Origin of the sequence: Rhodococcus sp. NPDC080181 (assembly GCF_040702225.1) — a bacterium.
Lineage (GTDB): Bacteria > Actinomycetota > Actinomycetes > Mycobacteriales > Mycobacteriaceae > Rhodococcoides > Rhodococcoides fascians.
Genome location: NZ_JBFBKN010000019.1, coordinates 1 through 19,092, shown reverse-complemented (window position 1 = coordinate 19,092; position 19,092 = coordinate 1). Strand labels below are relative to the sequence as shown.

The following is a 19,092-nucleotide window of genomic DNA, read 5'->3' as shown; positions in this document are numbered from 1 at the left end:
CTTCCATGCACGTATTCGCAACTCTGCTCGTGTTGGGCATCGCGACAGGTCCGTACCTCGCCGAGTGGGTCGCCGCCTCCCCTGCCCTGCGAACCGGAGCCACCGTCTTCACCGGGATCTTCGTGCAGGCGACGCCGTTCCTGGTGCTGGGTGTGCTCGTCAGCGGCGGCATCGCCGCGTTCGTCTCCCCGGCCGTGCTTCGACGTGTGGTCCCGAAGAACGAGCCCGCGGCCGTCGGTGTGAGCGGACTCGCCGGGATGGCATTGCCCGGGTGCGAGTGCGGTGCTGTTCCCGTCTCCCGGCGGTTGATGGACCAGGGAATGCCGACGTCGGCGGCTCTGGCATTTCTGCTGTCGGCACCGGCGATCAACCCCGTCGTTCTCGTGTCGACTGCGGTGGCCTTTCCTGGTGAGCCGGCAATGGTTCTCGCCCGGTTCCTCGCCTCGCTCGCCACCGCCGTAGTGATGGGCTGGCTGTGGACGCGATTCGGTAAGGCCGAGTGGATCACCGCGCGGCTGGCGGATCGGGGTCACGATCACGACGGCTCGAAGTGGGAGACGTTCCGCGAGTCGGCTCGTGCAGACCTGCTGCAGGCCGGGGCGTTTCTGGTGTTCGGTGCCGCGGCGGCCGCGGCCCTGCACCTGGTGATTCCCGATCGGGTGTACGAGCACCTGGCCGGTCAGCTGCTGCTGGCCATCGTGGTGATGGCCGTACTGGCGGTTCTGTTGGCGCTGTGTTCGGAGGCCGACGCGTTCGTCGCGGCCAGTATGTCGATGCTGCCGCTGCTCCCGCGCCTGGTCTTCCTGGTGGTCGGCCCGGCCGTCGATCTGAAGTTGATGGCGATGCAGGCAGGCAGCTTCGGGCGCGGTTTCGTCGTCCGCTTCGCACCACTGACCTTCGTCGTGGCGATCGTGTGCGCCTCGGTCGTCGGCGGATTCCTGATCGGCGCGCGATGAAACGCGAGGTGCAGAACGTCCTGCTGTTCCTCTTCGGCGGAGCGATCGTGAAGATCTCGCTCGACGGCAGCTTCGTCCGGTACGTCAAACCGTCACTGCATCCGTATCTGCTGATCGCGGGCGTGCTGATCGTCGTCCTCGCGGCAGCCTCGATCGTCGCCGACATCCGGCGCGGTGGGCCGACGGACGGTCACGATCACGACGCGCGCCCATACTGGCTGTTGCTCGTGCCGATTGCGGTGATCCTCCTCGTCGCCCCACCCGCGCTCGGTGTCTCGGCGGTCGGCGACCGATCCGTGGACGCCGTCTCGACCCACGAGAAGACACCCTTCCCGCCGTTACCCGACGGGCAGGCACCGGACGTCCCGTTGCTCGACGTCGTGCAGCGGGCCGTCCGAGATTCGGAGGACAGCCTCGACGGCCGGGAGATCAGTGTCACCGGATTCGCCGTGGCGACCGCGAACGGTGGGTCGCCGCGCGTCGACGGCACAACCGACGGCCTCGACCTCGCCCGTGTCCTGATCATCTGCTGCGCGGCCGACGCACGATCCATCCGAATTCATCTGGACTCCAATTCGACTGTCCTCGAGGATGTTCCGGACGGATCCTGGCTGCAGCTCACCGGCACCGTCGACGCATCGACCGCGACCGAAGCCACCGCCTTCACCCCCACGATGACGGTCTCGACGGCCCGGCGCATCGACCCGCCGACGAACACGTACGCGTACTGACACCGGAAAATTCGCGTCCCCGCCGAAGAAAAATTGGTACCGTCGTACAGGTCACTTCCGACAATCGGACGAGGCGCGCCGTACCCGAACAGCGACAAGACGGTGCCGAGAGGTGATTTCTCATGGCATGGCTGATTCTCGTCGTTTCCGGCGTTCTCGAAGCGATCTGGGCGACTGCGCTCGGAAAGTCCGAGGGCTTCTCCAAGCTCGGACCATCGGTAGTTTTCGGTGTCGCGGTGGTGCTCAGCATGATCGGTCTCGCGGTCGCGATGCGGTCGTTGCCCACCGGAACCGCGTATGCGGTGTGGGTGGGAATCGGTGCCACCTTGACCGTGGCGTACGCGATGATCACCGGTGCCGAAGCAGCGTCGTTCCTCAAAGTCGTACTTCTGGTCGGCATCGTCGGCTGCGTTGTGGGCCTGAAGGTTCTTCACTGATTTTCCCGGCTACAAGCAGTTACAGTAAAACGATGAACTGGGTGTCAGCGATCACACTGCCCGCACGGGCCGGCTTGGCCATCGCCGAGCAGGCGATCGGCGTCGCAGAGGTCGCATTGGCGACCACCAGGATGGCGTTGGCCACCGGCGCGTCCGGCACGGCCGGAGTGGCGTCGCTCGCCAATCCGCGCGGCGGCACGATGCAGCTGCTCACCCAGCTCGGCCAGCTCACCTCCGACGATCGCGCGCTGGGCAACGCCCTGAAGGAGGGCGGGCCACTCGACCGCCTGCTCGCCCAGGGCGGCGTCGTCGATCGACTCACGTCCGAGGACGGCACGCTCGAGCGCCTGCTGTCTCCGGGTGGGCCGGTCGAACGCATTCTCGCTCCCGGCGGACCCTTGGACCGACTGCTCGCCGAGGACGGACCGCTCGAACGGTTGCTCGCCGAGGGCGGTCTACTGGACAGGATCACCGCCACCAACGGCCCCCTCGAGCGCCTGACGGCGAAGGACGGTCCGCTCGAGGTGTTGACGCGTCAGGACGGTCTGATCGAACGGGCCATCGCGGAGAACGGCATCCTCGAGACGATGCTGGCCGAGGACGGTGCCGTCGAGCGTCTGACGGCCAAGGGCGGGCCGCTGGACCAGTTGGTCAAACTTTCCGAGACGCTGACGTCCGTGGCTCCGAACATCGAGCGTATGAGTATCTCGATCGACATCCTGCAGGATTCCGTGGAGATCCTCTCGGCGGCGGTGCATCCACTCGGCGAGCTGGTCGGCCGGCTGCCGAGCCGCTGGCTCAAGAGCGGTAAGCAGTCGGTGCACGAGCTGCACTGACGGGCCGCAACTTCGGCGCTTCGCCGAGAGTCGTAGGCGACAAATGTTAGCGCTCACACTGCTCACGTGGGGTGCAAAAAGAAAACTTTGACAATGCCGATGTTATCGCTCACACTTTCGTTTTGATGTGATGCGAACCACACGGGACCACCCGACGGCCTCCGCTTCACGGTCTACCTCACAACACAGGGAGAAACGATGAAGTTTCGAAAGCTATCCGTGGCTACGGCCGCGGTGGCCCTCACCCTCACGCTCGGTGCGTGCGGATCGAGTACCAAGACCGCAGACGAGGCTCCGGCCGAGGGCGGCAGCACCGCAGGTGCGTTGATCGGCGTCACCATGCCGACGAAGTCCTCCGCCCGTTGGATCGCCGACGGCGACAACCTCAAGAGCGCGTTGGAGGGCCAGGGATACAAGGTCGACCTGCAGTACGCGGAGAACGACATTCCCACCCAGGTCAACCAGATCGAGAACCAGATCACCCAGGGCGCGAAGCTGCTGATCGTGGCCTCGGTGGACGGCACCGCCATCACCACCCAGCTGCAGGAAGCCAAGGACAACGGCATCGGTGTCATCGCCTACGACCGGCTCATCCGCAACTCCCCGGACGTCGACTACTACGCGACGTTCGACAACTACAAGGTCGGCGTCGACCAGGCCACCTCACTGTTGGTCGGCCTCGGGCTGAAGAACGAGGACGGCACCGACAAGGCCGACGCGCCCGCCGGCCCGCTCAACATCGAGGTTTTCGCCGGTTCGCCCGACGACAACAACGCCACCTTCTTCTTCGACGGTGCCATGGAGACCCTGAAGCCGTACCTGGACAAGGGAACTCTGAAGATCGGTAGTGGCGAGTCCGACTTCGGAACCGCTGCCACCCTGCGCTGGGATCCGGCGACGGCACAGAAGCGCATGGAAGACCTGCTGACCAAGACGTACTCCTCGGGCCAGAAGGTTCAGGGCGTGCTCTCCCCGTACGACGGTCTGTCGATCGGAATTCTGTCCGCGCTCAAGAGCAACGGCTACGGAACCGCCGGTCAGCCCTACCCGGTCGTCACCGGACAGGACGCCGAGGTGCCGTCGGTCAAGTCGATCATCGCCGGTGAGCAGTACTCCACGATCTACAAGGACACGCGCCAGCTGGCCGAGGTCACGATCCAGATGGCTCAGGCCATGCTCAACGGTCAAACTCCCGAGACCAACAACACCACCGATTACGACAACGGCGAGAAGGTCGTTCCGGCGTACCTGCTGCAGCCCGAGATCGTCTACAAGGACAACTACGAGAAGCTGCTCGTCGAGGGTGGCTACTACACCGAGGATCAGTTGAAGTGAGTTCGGCGATGACGAGCCCGATTCTGGAGATGCGCGGCATCACCAAAACATTTCCCGGCGTCAAGGCGCTACAGGATGTCACTCTCTCGGTGAATCGCGGCGAGATCCACGCGATCTGCGGCGAGAACGGAGCAGGCAAGTCGACGCTCATGAAGGTGTTGTCGGGTGTGTACGCTCACGACACATTCGACGGCGACATCGTGTTCGACGGTCGAGAGCGCTCGTTCTCCGACATCCGGAGTAGCGAGGCCGAGGGCATCGTCATCATCCATCAGGAACTCGCACTGAGTCCGCATCTCTCCATTGCCGAGAACATCTTTCTCGGCAACGAGCGGTCCAAGCGCGGGTTCATCGACTGGAACCGAACGAATTCCGAGGCCGCAGCCCTACTGAACCGGGTAGGGCTGCGGGAGAATCCCGTCAACGTCGTGAGCGATCTCGGCGTCGGCAAGCAGCAACTCGTCGAGATCGCCAAGGCACTGTCCAAGGACGTGACCCTGCTGATTCTCGACGAACCCACTGCGGCACTCAACGATTCCGACTCCGCACATCTGCTGGATCTGTTGCGCGGTCTACGGGACGAGGGCATCACGTGCGTGATCATCTCGCACAAGCTCAACGAGATCGCGGCCATTGCCGACCGGACCACGATCATTCGGGACGGCAAGACCATCAAGACGCTGGACATGCGAGACCCGGACGTCACCGAGGATCGCATCATCTCACTGATGGTCGGCCGCGATCTCGAGCACCGGTTTCCGCCCCACGAATCGACTGTGGGAGAGGAAGTTCTGCGCATCGAGGACTGGACCGTGCACAGTCCGACCCAGCAGGGCCGAACCGTCGTCGACAAGGCGAACCTCACGCTGCGGCGCGGTGAGATCGTCGGCCTCGCCGGGTTGATGGGTGCCGGCCGTACCGAGTTGGCCATGAGCGTCTTCGGCCGAAGCTACGGGATCGACATCTCGGGACGGCTCTACAAGTACGGCAAGGAAATTCACGTCAAATCCGTCAACGATGCCATCCATCACGGCATCGCGTACGCCACCGAGGACCGGAAACGGTACGGGCTGAACCTGATCGACGACATCAAGCGCAACATTTCCACCGCGGCGCTGGACAAGTTGGTGACGGGAGGCTTCGTCGACGCCAACCAGGAATACAAGGTCGCCGAGGGCTTCCGCAAGAGCATGAACATCAAGGCACCGAACGTCTCCGCCGTGGTCGGCAAACTCTCCGGCGGCAATCAGCAGAAAGTCGTGCTGAGCAAATGGATCTTCAGCGATCCCGACGTGCTCATCCTCGACGAACCGACGCGAGGAATCGACGTCGGCGCGAAATTCGAAATCTATTCGATCATCAACCAACTCGCCGACGCCGGAAAGGCAGTGCTGGTGATCTCGTCCGAACTTCCGGAACTTCTCGGTCTGTGCGACCGGATCTACGCGCTGTCCGCCGGCCGGATCACCGGTGAGGTCGACCGCGAGGACGCAACCCAGGAATCTCTCATGCATCTCATGACCCGTGGAACAGGAGTACTTCGATGAACCAGCTGTCGACCGTTCGGGGGCTGCTCACGCGAAACCTCCGACAGAGCGGAATCTTCATCGCGTTCGCGCTGATCATCGTGCTCTTCACCGTGCTGACCGGAGGTCAGCTGTTGGTGCCGCAGAACATCAGCAACATGGTGGTGCAGAACTCGTACATTCTCATTCTGGCCATCGGCATGGTCGTCATCATCATCGCCGGCCATATCGACCTGTCCGTCGGATCGGTGGTGGCGGCCACCGGAGCCATCGCCGGTGTCCTCATGGTCCAACAGAACGTACCGTGGCCACTGGCGGTGCTGATCACGTTGATCGTCGGCGGCCTGATCGGTGCCTGGCAGGGTTATTGGGTCGCGTACTTCGGCATTCCCGCGTTCATCGTCACCCTCGCAGGAATGCTCGTCTTCCGCGCAGTGACTCTCATCGTCCTCGGCAACCAGGGCATCGGGCCGTTCCCCGGACCGGTACGCACACTGTCCAACGGCTTCCTACCCGGCTTCATGGGCAATGTGGGACTCGGGCCGTTGGGTGGGGCGGATATCTTCACGTTGCTCGTCGCGATTCTCGCGGTCGCCGGAATCGTGTTCAGCCAGTGGCGTTCTCGAACGGGCCGGCAGAAGTACGGCCAGACCGTGGACGCGATGCCGCTGTTCCTGATCAAGATGGCGTTCGCCGCCGCTCTCGTGCTTGCGATCGCCGTCCAGTTGGCTCGCTTCAAGAACCTGCCGTACGTGCTGATCCTGCTCGCCGTGTTGGTCATGGGTTACTCGACGTTGGCCGGCAAGACCGTATTCGGTCGGCACGTGTACGCCATCGGCGGCAACATTCACGCCGCGTCCCTGTCCGGTATCAAGGTCAAGCCGGTCACGTTCTGGATCTTCGTCAACATGGGTGTCCTCTCGGCTCTGGCCGGAATCATCTTCGCCGGACGCCTCAACCAGGCCGGTCCTACTGCGGGCAACGGCTTCGAGCTCGACGCCATCGCGGCGGCGTTCATCGGTGGCGCAGCCGTACAGGGCGGCGTCGGCCGCATCGTCGGCGCGTTGACCGGTGGACTCATCATCGCCGTGATCAACAGCGGCATGTCGCTGATCGGATCACCCAGCGAGAGAGTGCAATTGGTGAAGGGTCTGGTGCTGCTCGCCGCCGTGGCGTTCGACATCTGGACCAAGCGTCGTGCGGCGAGCGGTAAGGGCGGCAAGGGAGACAAAGCCGCGTCCCCCACCAGTTACCTGGGCGTACCGGTACCCGCCGAGATGTTCTCCCCCGGCGAGCCCGGAAAGCCCGCACCGCCGACCTCTGCATCGATGACGAAAACGACGTGATCCGGGCGGTGACGCGCCGATCCGGTCCGGGCATGCTGAGATGGTGTTCGACCACCGAAGGAGGATGCGTGCGATGACGCCGACCCGCGGACCGGCCATGACCGACGTCGCTCGGCTCGCGGGCGTGTCCCACCAGACCGTCTCTCGGGTCATCAACGGCCATCCCAACGTCACCGAGGCGACCAGAACGAGGGTCGAGCAGGCGATCGCTGAGCTCGGCTACCGGCCGAACACCGCAGCTCGCGCTCTGGTCACCGGCCGCAGCAGCACCATCGGGATCGTCGGCACCGGCAACGCTCTGTACGGGCCGGTGTCGACGCTCTACAGCGTCGAACAGGCCGCACGACAGGCCGGATACTCCGTCGTCGTCGGCGTCCCCACCTCGTTCGACGAGGTGGCGATCAGCACCTGCGTGCGCAGGTTGCAGAAACAGGGCGTCGACGGCGTCGTCGTCATCGCGCCGTTGAGCACCGACGGCGGCGACATCGCCGAGTTGGCCGCCGAACTGCCACTGGTGGCCGTCGAAGGATCGCCTGCCGGCGATCTGGCGGTCGTCTCGGTCGATCAGGTCGCCGGCGCGCAGTCCGCCACCACACATCTGCTCTCACTCGGTCACCGCGCCGTCTGGCACGTCGCAGGCCCCTCGGGTTGGTACGAGGCGGCCGACCGCGTCATCGGGTGGCGCTCGGCCCACGAGCAGGCCGGTGTCGAACCGCCACTCGTTCTCGCCGGCGACTGGACCGCGAAGTCCGGCTTCGAGGCCGGCTGCCGATTGGCCGAGAACCCGGATGTCACAGCGGTGTTCGCCGGAAACGACGCGATGGCGCTCGGGGTGTTGCGCGCCCTCGAAGTGCACGGCCGAAAAGTTCCGACGGACGTCAGCGTGGTCGGTTTCGACGACGTTCCCGACGCGGAGTTCTTTTCCCCTCCCCTGACGACGATCCGTCAGGAATTCAGCGAGGTCGGCATCCGCAGTGTCGAAATACTGTTGGCCCAAATCGATTCCGGCAACCGCAGCACCCGTCGCTCGCGCATCGAGCCGAGCCTGGTGATCCGGTCCAGCACTGCCGAGGCCCGTGACGCTCACATCCGCAGCTGAATCTCCACCAACAATCGCGCGTCCGGATCCGACAGATCCAACTCCAGAATCTGCTCGACGCGCCGGATGCGGTAGCGCACCGTGTTCGGGTGAATGTGCAGCCTCTCCGCTGCCGCACGCACGTCACCGAAGCACGCCAGATACGTCTCGAGGCTCTCGCGCATCGCGCCGTCGTGGGTGGCGTCGTACCGATCCAGCGCTGCGATGCGCGGGTCCCGCAACTGCTCGTGATTCGAGATGATGTCGACGATCTCACCCAGCAGCACAGACGTTCTCGACTCTGCGAGCGTGGTGACGCGAACGTCGCCGGTGGTCGCGTCCAATACTCGGTCGACCTCGAACCGGGCTGCGGCCACCCCGTCGAGATCGGCGATCGGCGCGGCCACCGCAGCGCGCAAGCACAGTCCGGTTCGAGTCTCGATGCGCGACACGGCATCTGCGGTCCACACCGGAATCGCCGTCCCCGACGCAGCTCCGGAGAACAGTACGTAGATTCTCTCGCCGATGACGGTCACCAGCGAGTCTCGCCTGAATGCGCTGGCGTGCAACCGGATCGACGGAGCCAGACCGGTGATGTCGAATTCACCACAGGCGGCGAATCCGACGACCGCGGCCGTCCCCGTGGTCGGAATCGACAGCGCCGCGGCCAGCGACGGAATGTCCACGCCGCCACCCCGCGCGCCGAGCAGTCGCTGAATCTGCAGCGCCTCGTTGGTCGGGGCGTTCGCGATGCGGGTGATCAGCCGGGCGGCGACCGCCGACGCTCCGCGCAACACCGCATCGGCGTCCACCGACAGCGGACGCGCGCCTTCCTGAACCCAGATCGTTCCCAGTGTTGTTGCTGCGCCGCGTATTCGACGTATCCCGACGGCAAGGCGTCGACGAATACCGAGTTCGGCATCGGCCGGTACGTCGATGACGTCGTCGGTACGGCGGAGTCGGTCGAACACCCCGCGCTCGTGCAGACGGCGAAGGTAGTCGGCCGGTCCTTCTCGCCCCAGGATCGACAGGGTCCGCAACTCGTCGGCCGAGTCGTCCGATGCCGAGTACGCCAATACGTGCGAGCGCTCGTCCTCGATGCTCACCATGCCCTTGGTCAAGGACGCAACCGTCTGCGCCAGCTCGTACAGATCGGTGTCCGCTCCGAACAGCCCGTCGTCCGAGGCCGGTGAGCGTGACTGATCGAGGACCCCGCGCATCGTCGACAGCAGCAGTTCCCAGCGGGTCTGGTGGTGTACCGCGACCAAGGCGATTCCGGTCTCTCGGGCAGCGTGGGCCAACGCGGTCGAGTCGGCCACCTTGGTCAGCACCGCAAGGGGCCTGTCGACCACCGGACGCAACGCCAGATCGTCGAACCAACGCAGCGCATCGGTCTCGGTGACGCCGACCAGCAGGGTCAGATCGGCAGCCGTTCCCGGTGGTCGACGAAGGTCGTCGCCGTCGAGCAGGGCCACGGACTCGACGGTGATCTCGGTTCCCACCGGAGCGACCACGAGCTCGACCACTGCGCTGTGCAGCGACGTCAGGAGAGAACGCAGCGTCACGGTGTTGGCCATGCGGACAAGTACACCACGAATTCTTTGGCCGATGAGCTGATTGAACGGGCTGTCGATGCGACTTCAATGAGCAGCACACACCCGAGTGCGAGGAGCCACCATGGACGCGGTCACATCAGTTCCCACCCCGGTCAACGAGCCGGTCAACACCTATGCCCCCGGAAGCGCCGAGCGCGCCAGGCTGCGCATCCGCTTGGACGAACTGCGTGCGAACCCCGTCCGCATCCATCAGGTGATCGGCGGTGTCCACCGCGACGCCGCCGGCACCGATACCGATGTGGTCGAACCCCATAAGCACGCCTCGGTCATCGGTAGCTTCGCCGAGGCAACGCACCGGGACGTGCAGGACGCGATCTCCGCAGCGACCGCAGCTGCACCGGCCTGGCGCGATCTTCCGTTCGACGAGCGAGCTGCAGTGTTCCTGCGCGCGGCCGATCTGCTGTCGGGTCCGTGGCGCGAAAGGATTGCTGCCGCAACGATGCTCGGGCAGTCCAAGTCGGCCTACCAGGCCGAGATCGACGCACCGTGCGAGCTGATCGATTTCTGGCGGTTCAATGTCGCGTTCGCACGACAGATCCTCGCCGATCAGCCGGTGTCGGCCCCGGGCGTGTGGAATCGCGTCGAGTACCGCCCGCTCGAGGGTTTCGTCTACGCGATCACACCGTTCAACTTCACCGCCATCGCCGGTAACCTCCCCACAGCGCCCGCACTGATGGGCAACACGGTGTTGTGGAAGCCGTCGCCCACCCAAGCAGTCGCCGCGTACCTGACGCTGCAGTTGCTCGAGGCGGCAGGTCTGCCGCCGGGAGTGATCAACCTCGTCCTCGGCGACGGTCCGATGGTCTCCGAAGTAGCCCTGGCCGATCCACGCCTGGCGGGCATCCACTTCACCGGATCCACTGCGACCTTCCAGACGCTGTGGCGCGAGGTCGGCAACAACATCTCGAACTACCACTCCTACCCGCGGCTCGTCGGCGAGACCGGCGGCAAGGATTTCGTCGTCGCGCACAGCTCGGCCGATCCGGACGTGTTGACCACAGCCATGATTCGCGGTGCCTTCGACTTCCAGGGGCAGAAGTGTTCGGCCGCTTCGCGAGCATTCGTACCGAAGTCGCTGTGGGCTCGCATGGGTGAGAGGTTCATCGAGCAGGTGTCGGCCCTGAAGTACGGCGACGTCACCGACCTGTCGAACTACGGCGGTGCCGTCATCGACCGAAAAGCGTTCGACCGCAACGCAGCTGCGCTCGACCGCGCGAAATCCGTGACCGGTCTGACCATCGCCGCCGGTGGAACGTGCGACGACACGGAAGGATACTTCGTTTCTCCCACAGTTCTTCTCGGCGACGACCCCACCGACGAAGCCTTCACCACCGAGTACTTCGGCCCCATTCTGGCCGTGCACGTCTACGACGACAACCGGCCCGACGCCTATGCCGACGTACTCCGCACCGTCGACACCGGATCGAAGTACGCACTGACCGGTGCCGTCATCGCCACCGATCGCACGGCCGTCGAGCAGGCCCATTCGGCACTGCGATTCGCCGCCGGAAACTTCTACGTCAACGACAAGCCCACCGGCGCGGTCGTGGGTCAGCAACCGTTCGGCGGAGCGCGTGCGTCGGGTACCAACGACAAGGCCGGCTCACCGCAGAACCTGTTGCGCTGGGCATCGGCACGCACGGTCAAGGAAACGTTCGTCCCGCCGACCGCACACGGCTACCCCCATCAGGAAGGCGAGGGCACACGATGACCACAGTGCTGAGCAACCCACTGCGGCCGGCTCTGCTGGCGGCCGCACGCTCACCGAAATTGCAGGCCACCGTGACGCGGCTGCGTGCCACCCGATCGCTCGTCGACCGCTTCGTCGCTGGTGAATCGGAGCCCGCCGTGGTCACCGCCGTCGATGCCCTGCTGGCGTCGGGACGATTCGTCTCGGTGGACTATCTGGGCGAGGACACCACCGACCGCGCACAGGCGACGGCCACCGTGCAGTCGTACCTGTCACTGATACAACGCTTTTCGACGCGTAGTACCGCCGAGACCGCGCTCGAGGTATCGCTCAAACTCTCGGCCCTCGGTCAGGGAATCGACCGGACGCTCGCGCTCGAGAACGCGCGCGAGATCTGTACCGCCGCAGCAGCGGCGGGAGTGTGGGTGACCGTCGACGCCGAAGACCACACCACCACCGACTCGACCCTGTCCATCGTGCGCGAACTGCGGCACGACTTTCCCGATCTCGGCACGGTGCTGCAGGCGTACCTGAAACGAACCGAGGCCGACTGCAGGGAGCTGTCCGGACCGAGATCTCGCATCCGCCTGTGCAAGGGCGCGTACAACGAGCCGGCGTCGGTGGCGTTCCAGGGTGCACGGGATGTGTCGGACTCCTACCTACGGTGCCTGGAAGTGCTGATGAACGGCAGCGGCTACCCCATGGTCGCCTCCCACGATCCCGAGATGATCGAGGCGGCGGAGCGACTCGCCTCGAACGCCGGACGGTCCGCAGCCGACTTCGAGTTTCAGATGCTGTTCGGAATCCGCGACCAGGAACAACGACGACTGGTCGACGCCGGAAAGCACTTGCGTGTCTACGTGCCCTACGGCGAGCAGTGGTACGGCTACTTCATGCGCAGACTTGCAGAGCGGCCGGCCAACCTGATGTTCTTCGCGCGGTCGCTGATCTCACGCAACTGACTTCCCTCGGATCGATGAACGTGTGTTCGAAAGTGTGTCGGTGGGTCGCGGTAGATTCTGTTCATGCTTTCGGGGGACGGCGGATCAGGGGTGGACGGCATCGAGACGGTGCCGCCTGCCCCCGTCGTGTCCGACCCTGTCTTGGCTGGGTTGGTCGAGGCGGTGGAGTCGGCGGTCGCGGAGTTGGTGGGGCAGGCGTCGGTGTCGTGGTCGAATGCCGACCGGCGTGCGGTGATCCAACGCATGGACACTGTGTCGCGGTCTGTGACGGCGTATTCGCACACCTGGCTCAACGAGCTGATCGCGCAGCACGGCCTCGATGTCTATCCGGGGTCGGTGCCGTGTTCGGTGGCATGGATGCTGCGGATCACCCCACGCGCGGCCGGGGCGCGAGTACGTCTGGCCGCGGAGTTGGGTGACCGCACCGCACTGTCCGGCGAACCGCTACCGCCTTTGTTGCCGCACACCGCTGCTGCGGTGCGGGCAGGATTGCTCGGTGCCCAGCACGTGCAGATGATCCGCGAATTCTTCAAGCATCTGCCGTCGAGTGTCGATCCGCAGACCCGCGATCGCGCCGAACAGCAGTTGGTGGGTCTCGCCTCGACGAGGCGGCCCGACGACTTCGCGCCACTGGTGGCGCACCTGGACTCGATCCTCGACCCCGACGGCGACTTCGACGAGGACGAAGACGAAGACGAGGACAAGAACGCGAAGCCGAGGCCACGGAAACGGGATGCGTTCTTCTACCTCGGTGAGCAGGGTTCCGACGGGATGTCCGAGGGGACGTTCTGCGTCGACTCCGAACTACGCGCCTACCTCGAAGCCCTGTTCTCGAAAGCCGCGAAACCGGGAGTGAACAATCCTGCAGACCCGACATCGATCGTCCACGAGGATGAGACCACCGGCGACGAGGACGGCGGCGGGGACAGGGACGACGGCGAGGACGGCAGTACGGCTACGCCAAAGCCCGGGCCGATGCCCGACGAGGCAGGATCGAGCGATGCTCGATCGCATGACGAATACCTGTGGGATGGGACCGACGACAACGGTGCCAACTTCTACGGTCACGACGACCGCAGTGGCGACGACCGCAGTGGCGAAGACCGCGGTGAGGGTGAATACACCGACAGCAGCGATTGTGGTTGCGGCACAACGCCACACAGCACGCCCGACACCAACGACACCAACGACACCAACGACGATGCCGGCTCCGACAGCACTGCTGAACCCGGCGGCCAAACCGACGCCGACGCATCGGACACCGCTGCTCGCGACGCTGCCGCCGCGCGGGATCGACGCACCCAGAACGAACGCCGTCATGATGCACTGAAGATGGCGCTCCGGCACACCCTCGCCTCCGGCACCCTCGGCACCCACCGCGGGCTGCCCGTCACCGCCATCGTCACCATGAGTTCGAAAGACCTCGAATCAGGTTGCGGCTACGCCATGACCGCCACCGGATCCCGCGTCTCGATCCGCGACGCCATCCGCATGGCCTCGCACGCCCACCACTACCTCACCATCTTCGACGACAACGGCAGAGCCCTCTACCTCGGCCGATCCAAACGCATCGCCTCCGCCGACCAACGCATCGTCCTCATCGCCCGCGACCGCGGCTGCAGCTTCCCCTCCTGCACCCGCCCCGCGACCTGGTGCCAAGCCCACCACCTCGACGACTGGGTCGAGGGCGGACCCACCGACATCGACTCCGTCACCTTCGGATGCGACATGCACCACGCACACGTCGGCACCGGACCCGGAAAGTGGGCCACCACCAAAACCACAGCAGGACATCGCTATCCGGGCAGAACCCTGTGGCACCCACCGACCGGAATGGACCCCACACGCCGTGGGCTGATCAACCACGCACACCACCCAGAAGAAGTCCTCTACCCACCCGACCAGCACAACGACAACACCCGCGACACCGGCGACGAAGAACCACGACAACCCGCCTGACGACCCACACCACCACCACGGCACAGCTCTGCCTTCAACACAGCCTCGCCTCCCACACAGCCCGGCCGTCCCCACACAACCCGGCCCTCCCACACAACCCGGCCTTACTACCCAGCCCCGGCTTCTGCCCAGCTCTATCCGGAGTGCGCGGCATTGGCTTCCGCTTCTCTTAGCGGCCGGTGCCGGTGATGCGGCTGGGTTAGGTTGCGCAACATCGGGGCACCCTCACCGCATGGCAAATTACAGAGTTATCGACCCGCACGGAACCGTCGTCGCCACCAAGGACATCACCAGTTCCGAGGACGCGCACGCCTGGTTCAAGGACAGCCGCGCCGACAACGAGGAGCTGGGCTGGCGCCTCGAAGTCGAGCACGACGGCGACTGGGCATTTTTCAGCGACTCGGAAGGCACCAAGGACTAGACCTTGTGCTTTCACACGACAATCGGGCGGTCCCAGTGATTCGCGGGACCGCCCGATCGTTGTGCGGGGGGACGGCAAACGACAGTGGGCAGACCCTGTGCAGGAGCTGCCCACCTCTTGTCGCGGCGATGTCGCCGCCAGTTCTATTGGTCGGTCGTCGGTCGGGAGGTCGGAATCGTCGACTCGAGGTCGGCAACCTGCAGCAGGCGGGTCACCGATCGGCTTGCCACGATCGACCACGAAGCACCGATGCCAGCCGTGTATTCACGAACTGCATCGAAGACGGAGAGTCCGGCGATGCCGAAGAACTCGACATTGGACAGGTCGAGAGTCAGATGCCGTTTGCTGGACACGCGACTGCAGACGAAATCGGAGAACATCGGCGCGCTGAGCATGTCGATGTCGCCGTGGACGGCGACGACGAGTGAACCGTCGGTGCCGTCGTGCGCGGTGAAGATGGCTCCGGTTGCTGCAACGGACACGGACTTCTCCGCGACGCTCACCGAAGTGGTTCGAACTTTGTTGCCTCGTGATTCAACACTCATGGCAGATCCCATCGATCGGTCGAACTGAAGGGGAAACCGATCTACGCAACGGGAGCAGAATTCTTCGCCTGACCCGGGCGCACACTTCGCTGCGTTTCCCCGTGACCGGCTGTTAGCTCAACCACGGCCAACCCTACGGCACCGGCACGCTCGGAGTCCAGCATTGGCACAATGCGGGCCCCCACCAGCGGTTCGAACATCCCGATGCGAACGCGGGCTACGTGCGGGTGCTGTTTCCCAGGTCGGCGTGATGCTCGCGCATGGCTCCGATGAGCGCTTCGAACACTCGGTGGGCAGCGTCGAGATCCGAATCCGGTAGGTCCTCGAGCGCAGCGCTGGTGCGCGCTCCCAGTGGTCCGAAGAACCCGCGAGCAACCTCCATACCGTGCTCGTCGTAGCGAAGTATGACTTTACGTCGGTCCGACGCGTCGGATTCGCGTCGAATATGACCGGACGCGATCATCCGCTCCACCAGATACGTCATCGCCGCGGACGACAGTCCGAGCATCGTGCCGAGCTCACCCGCGGTGAGGGGCGCGCCCTCGACGTCGGCGACCATCACATGCAGCAGAGCGCGAAAGTCGTTGGGCCGCAAGCTGTGCAACGCACCGAATACCTGACCGATCTGTTCCGACACCGATGACAGCGCCCGAAGGTCCGCCGATATCGCGGATTCGAGGTGGTTTCGGTCGGTCATGGCGGTGGTAACTCCTTCGCTGCGGTCATGGTCAGACTACTGCCCGCAAGAGATTCAGTTGCTTAATATCTAAGTAAATGAGATTGTTTCTTCGTGGACAGCACCAGTACCGAGACCACCGCAGCCTGGGACCGCATCGCCGCGGCCGTGACGCATCGTCGATCGTGGGCGCTCGCCCTCGCCATTCTTATTCTCTCGATTGCCGTGATCGGGCTCGTCGGTAGCAACGATTCTGCCGGTCAGTCGCCGAACTCCTTGCCGACATCCGCCGAGTCGTACCAGGTGGACGAGCTGCTCTCCCAGTTCCCGGACTCCGACACCGCACCGGTGATCCTCGTTCTGAGCCGCGTCGATGGCGGTGACCTGACCCCGGCCGATATCGAGGCAGCCGCTGCTGCGCAGGCCAGGCTGCTCACCGTCGACCGGTCGGTGACCGACGAACCTGGACCCCCTCCGATCGTCGCACCGGACGGGAAGGCCGCAATCGCGTTCGTTCAGGTGAACTCGGAACTGTCCGGCTTCACCCTGAACGACCTGATCACAAGCCTCCGATCCGCGGCGACGGTCGGCCTACCGTCCGATCTCAACGCCCAGGTCACCGGCGGGCCGGCATTCGGAGCGGACATCGCCAACTCGTTCTCCGGGGCCAATTTCACGTTGCTCGCCGTCACCGCACTCGTGGTGGCAGTGCTCCTCATCGCCACTTATCGATCGCCCATTCTGTGGTTGGTTCCGCTTGCCGTCATCGGTTTCGCCGATCGGTTCGCCTCCACCGTCGGCACGGCCCTCGCCGAGGCGACCGGGCTGTCGTTCGACGGCTCGACCTCGGGGATCACCAGCGTGCTCGTGTTCGGCGCAGGCACCAATTACGCCCTGCTGCTGATCTCTCGTTACCGCGAGGAACTCCGCCGCGAGTCCGATCACCGGCTCGCGTTGCGCCACGCCGTCCGGAACGCGGGACCGGCCATCCTCGCCAGCAATGCCACCGTTGTCCTCGCACTGCTGACTCTGTTGCTGGCCATCCTCCCCAGCACTCGCAGCTTGGGAGCGCTGGCCGCGGCCGGCCTCGTCGTCGCATCGGTGTTCGTGCTGTTCGTACTGCCTCCGTTGTTGGCACTGTGCGGCCCGAAGTTGTTCTGGCCCTTCGTCCCCAAGCCGTCCGATCGCGATACCACCACCGAGGGCGTCTGGCATTCGGTGGCCGCCGGTGTCGCTCGTCGTCCGGTGGCGACCGCCTCCATCACCATCGCCGTATTGCTCGCCTGCTGCGCGGCCTTGGTCGGCACACAGATCGGGCTGTCGCAGACCGAGCAATTCCGGGTGACCGCCGAATCCGTCGAAGGATTCGACACTCTCTCGCAACACTTTCCGGCCGGATCCGCAGACCCGATCACGGTTCTCGCACCCACCTCGGATATCGACGGCGTCGTCGCCACCGTCCGGGACGTCGACGGCGTCGTCTCGGTGGATCGGGTCGCTGATTCCGGTACCGGACTGACCCGGCTGTCGGTGGTCACCGACGCTGCCCCCGCCTCCGACGAATCGTTCACCGTCGTCGAGAACCTTCGGTCCACCCTTGCGGGTGTCGACGACGCACGAGTCGGCGGCAGCGACGCCAAAGCACTCGACACCACCGACGCTGCCGCCCGCGATCGGCTCGTGGTGATCCCGGCGATCCTGGCGGTCGTTCTACTCGTGCTGTTGATACTGCTTCGCGCCGTCGTCGCACCGCTGATTCTCGTCGCCACCACGGTCCTGAGTGCCGTGGCCGCCATCGGTATCGGTAGCTGGGTGAGCCTGCACGTCTTCGGCTTTCCCGCGCTCGACGACAACACTCCCCTGTTCGCGTTCCTGTTTCTCGTCGCCCTCGGTGTCGACTACACCATCTTTCTGGTCACCCGGACCCGGGAGGAGACGGTTCGGCACGGCACCAGATCTGCGATCGTGCGGGCGGTCTCGGCCACCGGCGGCGTCATCACCAGCGCGGGAATCGTTCTGGCAGCAGTGTTCTGCGTCCTCGGCGTCCTCCCGCTGATCACCCTCACCCAGTTGGGAATCATCGTCGGCCTGGGCATTCTGCTCGACACCTTCGTGGTACGCACCGTCGTGATTCCCGCCCTGTTCACCCTCATCGGCCCGGGGATTTGGTGGCCGAGCACGATCGACAACGAGACGACCGCAACCAAGGAGCGAAATTCATGAAGGTACGTACGATGTTGAGCCGCACCGCAATTGCAGGAGCAGTCGCAGCAGGCGCCCTGCTCGGCGCGGCCCCGGCGCAAGCGCAACCGGTCGGCCCTTTGGGGTCGGTCGGTCTCGATCCACTGGCTCCGATCCCGTCACTCGATGTCGAACGGTACCTGGGCACCTGGAACCAGGTTGCCGCGGTGCCGCAGCCGTTCAACCTGATCTGCGCCCGTGACACGCAGGCGAACTACCAGATGATCGACGAATTCAACATTCGCGTCGAGAACACCTGCACCACCTGGACCGGCGGCGAGAACCGCATCGTCGGCAATGCTCGGGTCAACGACACCGTCACCAAAGCCCAACTGCACGTGAGCTTCCCGGGCGTCCCCACGCAGGAGAGCCAGGAGGGGCCGACCAACTACATCGTGGCCTACATCGCAGACGACTACTCATGGGCTTTCGTCGGAAGCCCCAACCGCACGTCCGGATTCGTGCTCAAGCGCACGCCCGACGTCAGCGTCGAGCAGTTCCGCGAGATCCGCAGCGTCGTCGAATCGCTGGGTTACGACTCCAACTTCATCACCACGACGCCCACCCCGGGCGGCGCGACGACGATTCAGCAGCTCTCGACCGTGTAGTGCGGCGGAGCCGCAGTGGCGTGGTTATGTGCCGCAGAGGGGCTGTTGCATTTTGATGGTGGGGTGTCTCGAGTGTCGAGGCACCCCATTGTCGGTGGTGCGGGACAATGTGTTGGTGGCGAAGGGTTA

Annotated in this window: 17 protein-coding genes and 1 riboswitch; of the genes, 14 read left to right on the top strand and 3 right to left on the bottom strand. The window is 64.8% G+C overall.

From position 1 onward, the window contains the following. Nucleotides 1-5 precede the first annotated feature (5 nt). The 8 genes from AB0O58_RS20025 to AB0O58_RS19990 all read left to right on the top strand — a co-directional run bounded on the left by AB0O58_RS20025 (nt 6) and on the right by AB0O58_RS19990 (nt 8,266). Nucleotides 6-956: a permease gene (locus tag AB0O58_RS20025; protein ID WP_230598169.1), complete on the top strand. Its 951-nt coding sequence runs from the start codon at nt 6-8 to the stop codon at nt 954-956. Next, the gene (locus AB0O58_RS20020; RefSeq protein ID WP_032367519.1) at nt 953-1,687 is read left to right on the top strand and encodes a TIGR03943 family protein; all 735 of its coding nucleotides are present in this window, start codon (nt 953-955) and stop codon (nt 1,685-1,687) included. Before AB0O58_RS20025 ends, AB0O58_RS20020 begins: the two co-directional genes overlap by 4 nt. A gap of 45 nt (nt 1,688-1,732) precedes the next feature. Then, nucleotides 1,733-1,796: riboswitch (guanidine-III (ykkC-III) riboswitch) on the top strand. 13 nt (nt 1,797-1,809) lie between these two features. After that, on the top strand, nt 1,810-2,124 hold the full coding sequence (locus AB0O58_RS20015; RefSeq protein WP_027495786.1) for a multidrug efflux SMR transporter: 315 nt from the start codon (nt 1,810-1,812) through the stop codon (nt 2,122-2,124). A gap of 32 nt (nt 2,125-2,156) precedes the next feature. Continuing rightward, nucleotides 2,157-2,960, top strand: a complete 804-nt coding sequence (locus AB0O58_RS20010; RefSeq protein WP_027495785.1) for a hypothetical protein — start codon at nt 2,157-2,159, stop codon at nt 2,958-2,960. A 198-nt stretch (nt 2,961-3,158) separates the two neighbouring features. After that, nucleotides 3,159-4,295: a multiple monosaccharide ABC transporter substrate-binding protein gene (gene chvE / locus AB0O58_RS20005; RefSeq protein WP_032374214.1), complete on the top strand. Its 1,137-nt coding sequence runs from the start codon at nt 3,159-3,161 to the stop codon at nt 4,293-4,295. Between the two features lie 8 nt (nt 4,296-4,303). Further along, nucleotides 4,304-5,842 (top strand): multiple monosaccharide ABC transporter ATP-binding protein, encoded by a 1,539-nt coding sequence (gene mmsA / locus AB0O58_RS20000; protein WP_057473943.1) that lies wholly within the window; start codon nt 4,304-4,306, stop codon nt 5,840-5,842. Continuing rightward, nucleotides 5,839-7,167, top strand: coding sequence for a multiple monosaccharide ABC transporter permease (gene mmsB, locus AB0O58_RS19995; protein WP_027495782.1), 1,329 nt, complete (start codon nt 5,839-5,841; stop codon nt 7,165-7,167). Before mmsA ends, mmsB begins: the two co-directional genes overlap by 4 nt. Nucleotides 7,168-7,240: 73 nt before the next feature. After that, on the top strand, nt 7,241-8,266 hold the full coding sequence (locus tag AB0O58_RS19990; protein WP_222067280.1) for a LacI family DNA-binding transcriptional regulator: 1,026 nt from the start codon (nt 7,241-7,243) through the stop codon (nt 8,264-8,266). On the opposite strand, the gene AB0O58_RS19985 is transcribed toward AB0O58_RS19990, so the two are convergent. Then, nucleotides 8,251-9,822: a CdaR family transcriptional regulator gene (locus AB0O58_RS19985; RefSeq protein WP_283348581.1), complete on the bottom strand. Its 1,572-nt coding sequence runs from the start codon at nt 9,820-9,822 to the stop codon at nt 8,251-8,253. The genes AB0O58_RS19990 and AB0O58_RS19985 overlap by 16 nt on opposite strands. Nucleotides 9,823-9,922: 100 nt before the next feature. Between AB0O58_RS19985 and pruA the strand changes: the two genes are divergently transcribed. From pruA to AB0O58_RS19965, 4 genes are all read left to right on the top strand, one after another. Then, entirely contained in the window at nt 9,923-11,572 is a 1,650-nt protein-coding gene (gene pruA / locus AB0O58_RS19980) for an L-glutamate gamma-semialdehyde dehydrogenase (protein ID WP_283348582.1), read from the top strand. Beyond that, a complete protein-coding gene (locus AB0O58_RS19975) occupies nt 11,569-12,513 on the top strand; it encodes a proline dehydrogenase family protein (protein ID WP_032374212.1) in 945 nt (314 codons plus the stop codon). The genes pruA and AB0O58_RS19975 overlap by 4 nt, the downstream gene beginning before the upstream one ends. A 63-nt stretch (nt 12,514-12,576) precedes the next feature. Further along, on the top strand, nt 12,577-14,472 hold the full coding sequence (locus AB0O58_RS19970; protein ID WP_366238671.1) for a DUF222 domain-containing protein: 1,896 nt from the start codon (nt 12,577-12,579) through the stop codon (nt 14,470-14,472). Between the two features lie 232 nt (nt 14,473-14,704). Continuing rightward, nucleotides 14,705-14,893 carry a hypothetical protein gene (locus tag AB0O58_RS19965; protein WP_027495777.1) on the top strand — a complete coding sequence of 63 codons (189 nt, stop codon included), beginning with the start codon at nt 14,705-14,707 and terminating at the stop codon, nt 14,891-14,893. Between the two features lie 143 nt (nt 14,894-15,036). Here the strand turns inward: AB0O58_RS19965 and AB0O58_RS19960 are convergent, their stop codons facing one another. Together AB0O58_RS19960 and AB0O58_RS19955 are read right to left on the bottom strand one after the other, a co-directional pair. Beyond that, entirely contained in the window at nt 15,037-15,438 is a 402-nt protein-coding gene (locus AB0O58_RS19960; protein WP_051365044.1) for an STAS domain-containing protein, read from the bottom strand. A gap of 217 nt (nt 15,439-15,655) precedes the next feature. Next, nucleotides 15,656-16,135, bottom strand: coding sequence for a MarR family winged helix-turn-helix transcriptional regulator (locus AB0O58_RS19955; RefSeq protein WP_032371734.1), 480 nt, complete (start codon nt 16,133-16,135; stop codon nt 15,656-15,658). 147 nt (nt 16,136-16,282) lie between these two features. Here AB0O58_RS19955 and AB0O58_RS19950 point away from each other — a divergent pair, with 147 nt between their 5' ends. After that, nucleotides 16,283-18,337, top strand: coding sequence for an MMPL family transporter (locus AB0O58_RS19950; RefSeq protein WP_230073745.1), 2,055 nt, complete (start codon nt 16,283-16,285; stop codon nt 18,335-18,337). After that, nucleotides 18,334-18,963 carry a lipocalin family protein gene (locus AB0O58_RS19945; protein WP_080729391.1) on the top strand — a complete coding sequence of 210 codons (630 nt, stop codon included), beginning with the start codon at nt 18,334-18,336 and terminating at the stop codon, nt 18,961-18,963. The genes AB0O58_RS19950 and AB0O58_RS19945 overlap by 4 nt, the downstream gene beginning before the upstream one ends. Nucleotides 18,964-19,092 lie beyond the last annotated feature (129 nt).

Bases quoted from the DNA above. Each gene is read 5' to 3' on its own strand.
- AB0O58_RS19960 (WP_051365044.1), bottom strand. From the start codon at position 15,438: ATGAGTGTTGAATCACGAGGCAACAAAGTTCGAACCACTTCGGTGAGC.
- AB0O58_RS19970 (WP_366238671.1), top strand. From the start codon at position 12,577: ATGCTTTCGGGGGACGGCGGATCAGGGGTGGACGGCATCGAGACGGTG.
- chvE (WP_032374214.1), top strand. From the start codon at position 3,159: ATGAAGTTTCGAAAGCTATCCGTGGCTACGGCCGCGGTGGCCCTCACC.
- mmsB (WP_027495782.1), top strand. From the start codon at position 5,839: ATGAACCAGCTGTCGACCGTTCGGGGGCTGCTCACGCGAAACCTCCGA.
- AB0O58_RS19965 (WP_027495777.1), top strand. From the start codon at position 14,705: ATGGCAAATTACAGAGTTATCGACCCGCACGGAACCGTCGTCGCCACC.
- AB0O58_RS19945 (WP_080729391.1), top strand. From the start codon at position 18,334: ATGAAGGTACGTACGATGTTGAGCCGCACCGCAATTGCAGGAGCAGTC.
- mmsA (WP_057473943.1), top strand. From the start codon at position 4,304: ATGACGAGCCCGATTCTGGAGATGCGCGGCATCACCAAAACATTTCCC.
- AB0O58_RS20025 (WP_230598169.1), top strand. From the start codon at position 6: ATGCACGTATTCGCAACTCTGCTCGTGTTGGGCATCGCGACAGGTCCG.
- pruA (WP_283348582.1), top strand. From the start codon at position 9,923: ATGGACGCGGTCACATCAGTTCCCACCCCGGTCAACGAGCCGGTCAAC.
- AB0O58_RS20015 (WP_027495786.1), top strand. From the start codon at position 1,810: ATGGCATGGCTGATTCTCGTCGTTTCCGGCGTTCTCGAAGCGATCTGG.
- AB0O58_RS20010 (WP_027495785.1), top strand. From the start codon at position 2,157: ATGAACTGGGTGTCAGCGATCACACTGCCCGCACGGGCCGGCTTGGCC.
- AB0O58_RS19975 (WP_032374212.1), top strand. From the start codon at position 11,569: ATGACCACAGTGCTGAGCAACCCACTGCGGCCGGCTCTGCTGGCGGCC.
- AB0O58_RS19955 (WP_032371734.1), bottom strand. From the start codon at position 16,135: ATGACCGACCGAAACCACCTCGAATCCGCGATATCGGCGGACCTTCGG.
- AB0O58_RS19990 (WP_222067280.1), top strand. From the start codon at position 7,241: ATGACGCCGACCCGCGGACCGGCCATGACCGACGTCGCTCGGCTCGCG.
- AB0O58_RS20020 (WP_032367519.1), top strand. From the start codon at position 953: ATGAAACGCGAGGTGCAGAACGTCCTGCTGTTCCTCTTCGGCGGAGCG.
- AB0O58_RS19985 (WP_283348581.1), bottom strand. From the start codon at position 9,822: ATGGCCAACACCGTGACGCTGCGTTCTCTCCTGACGTCGCTGCACAGC.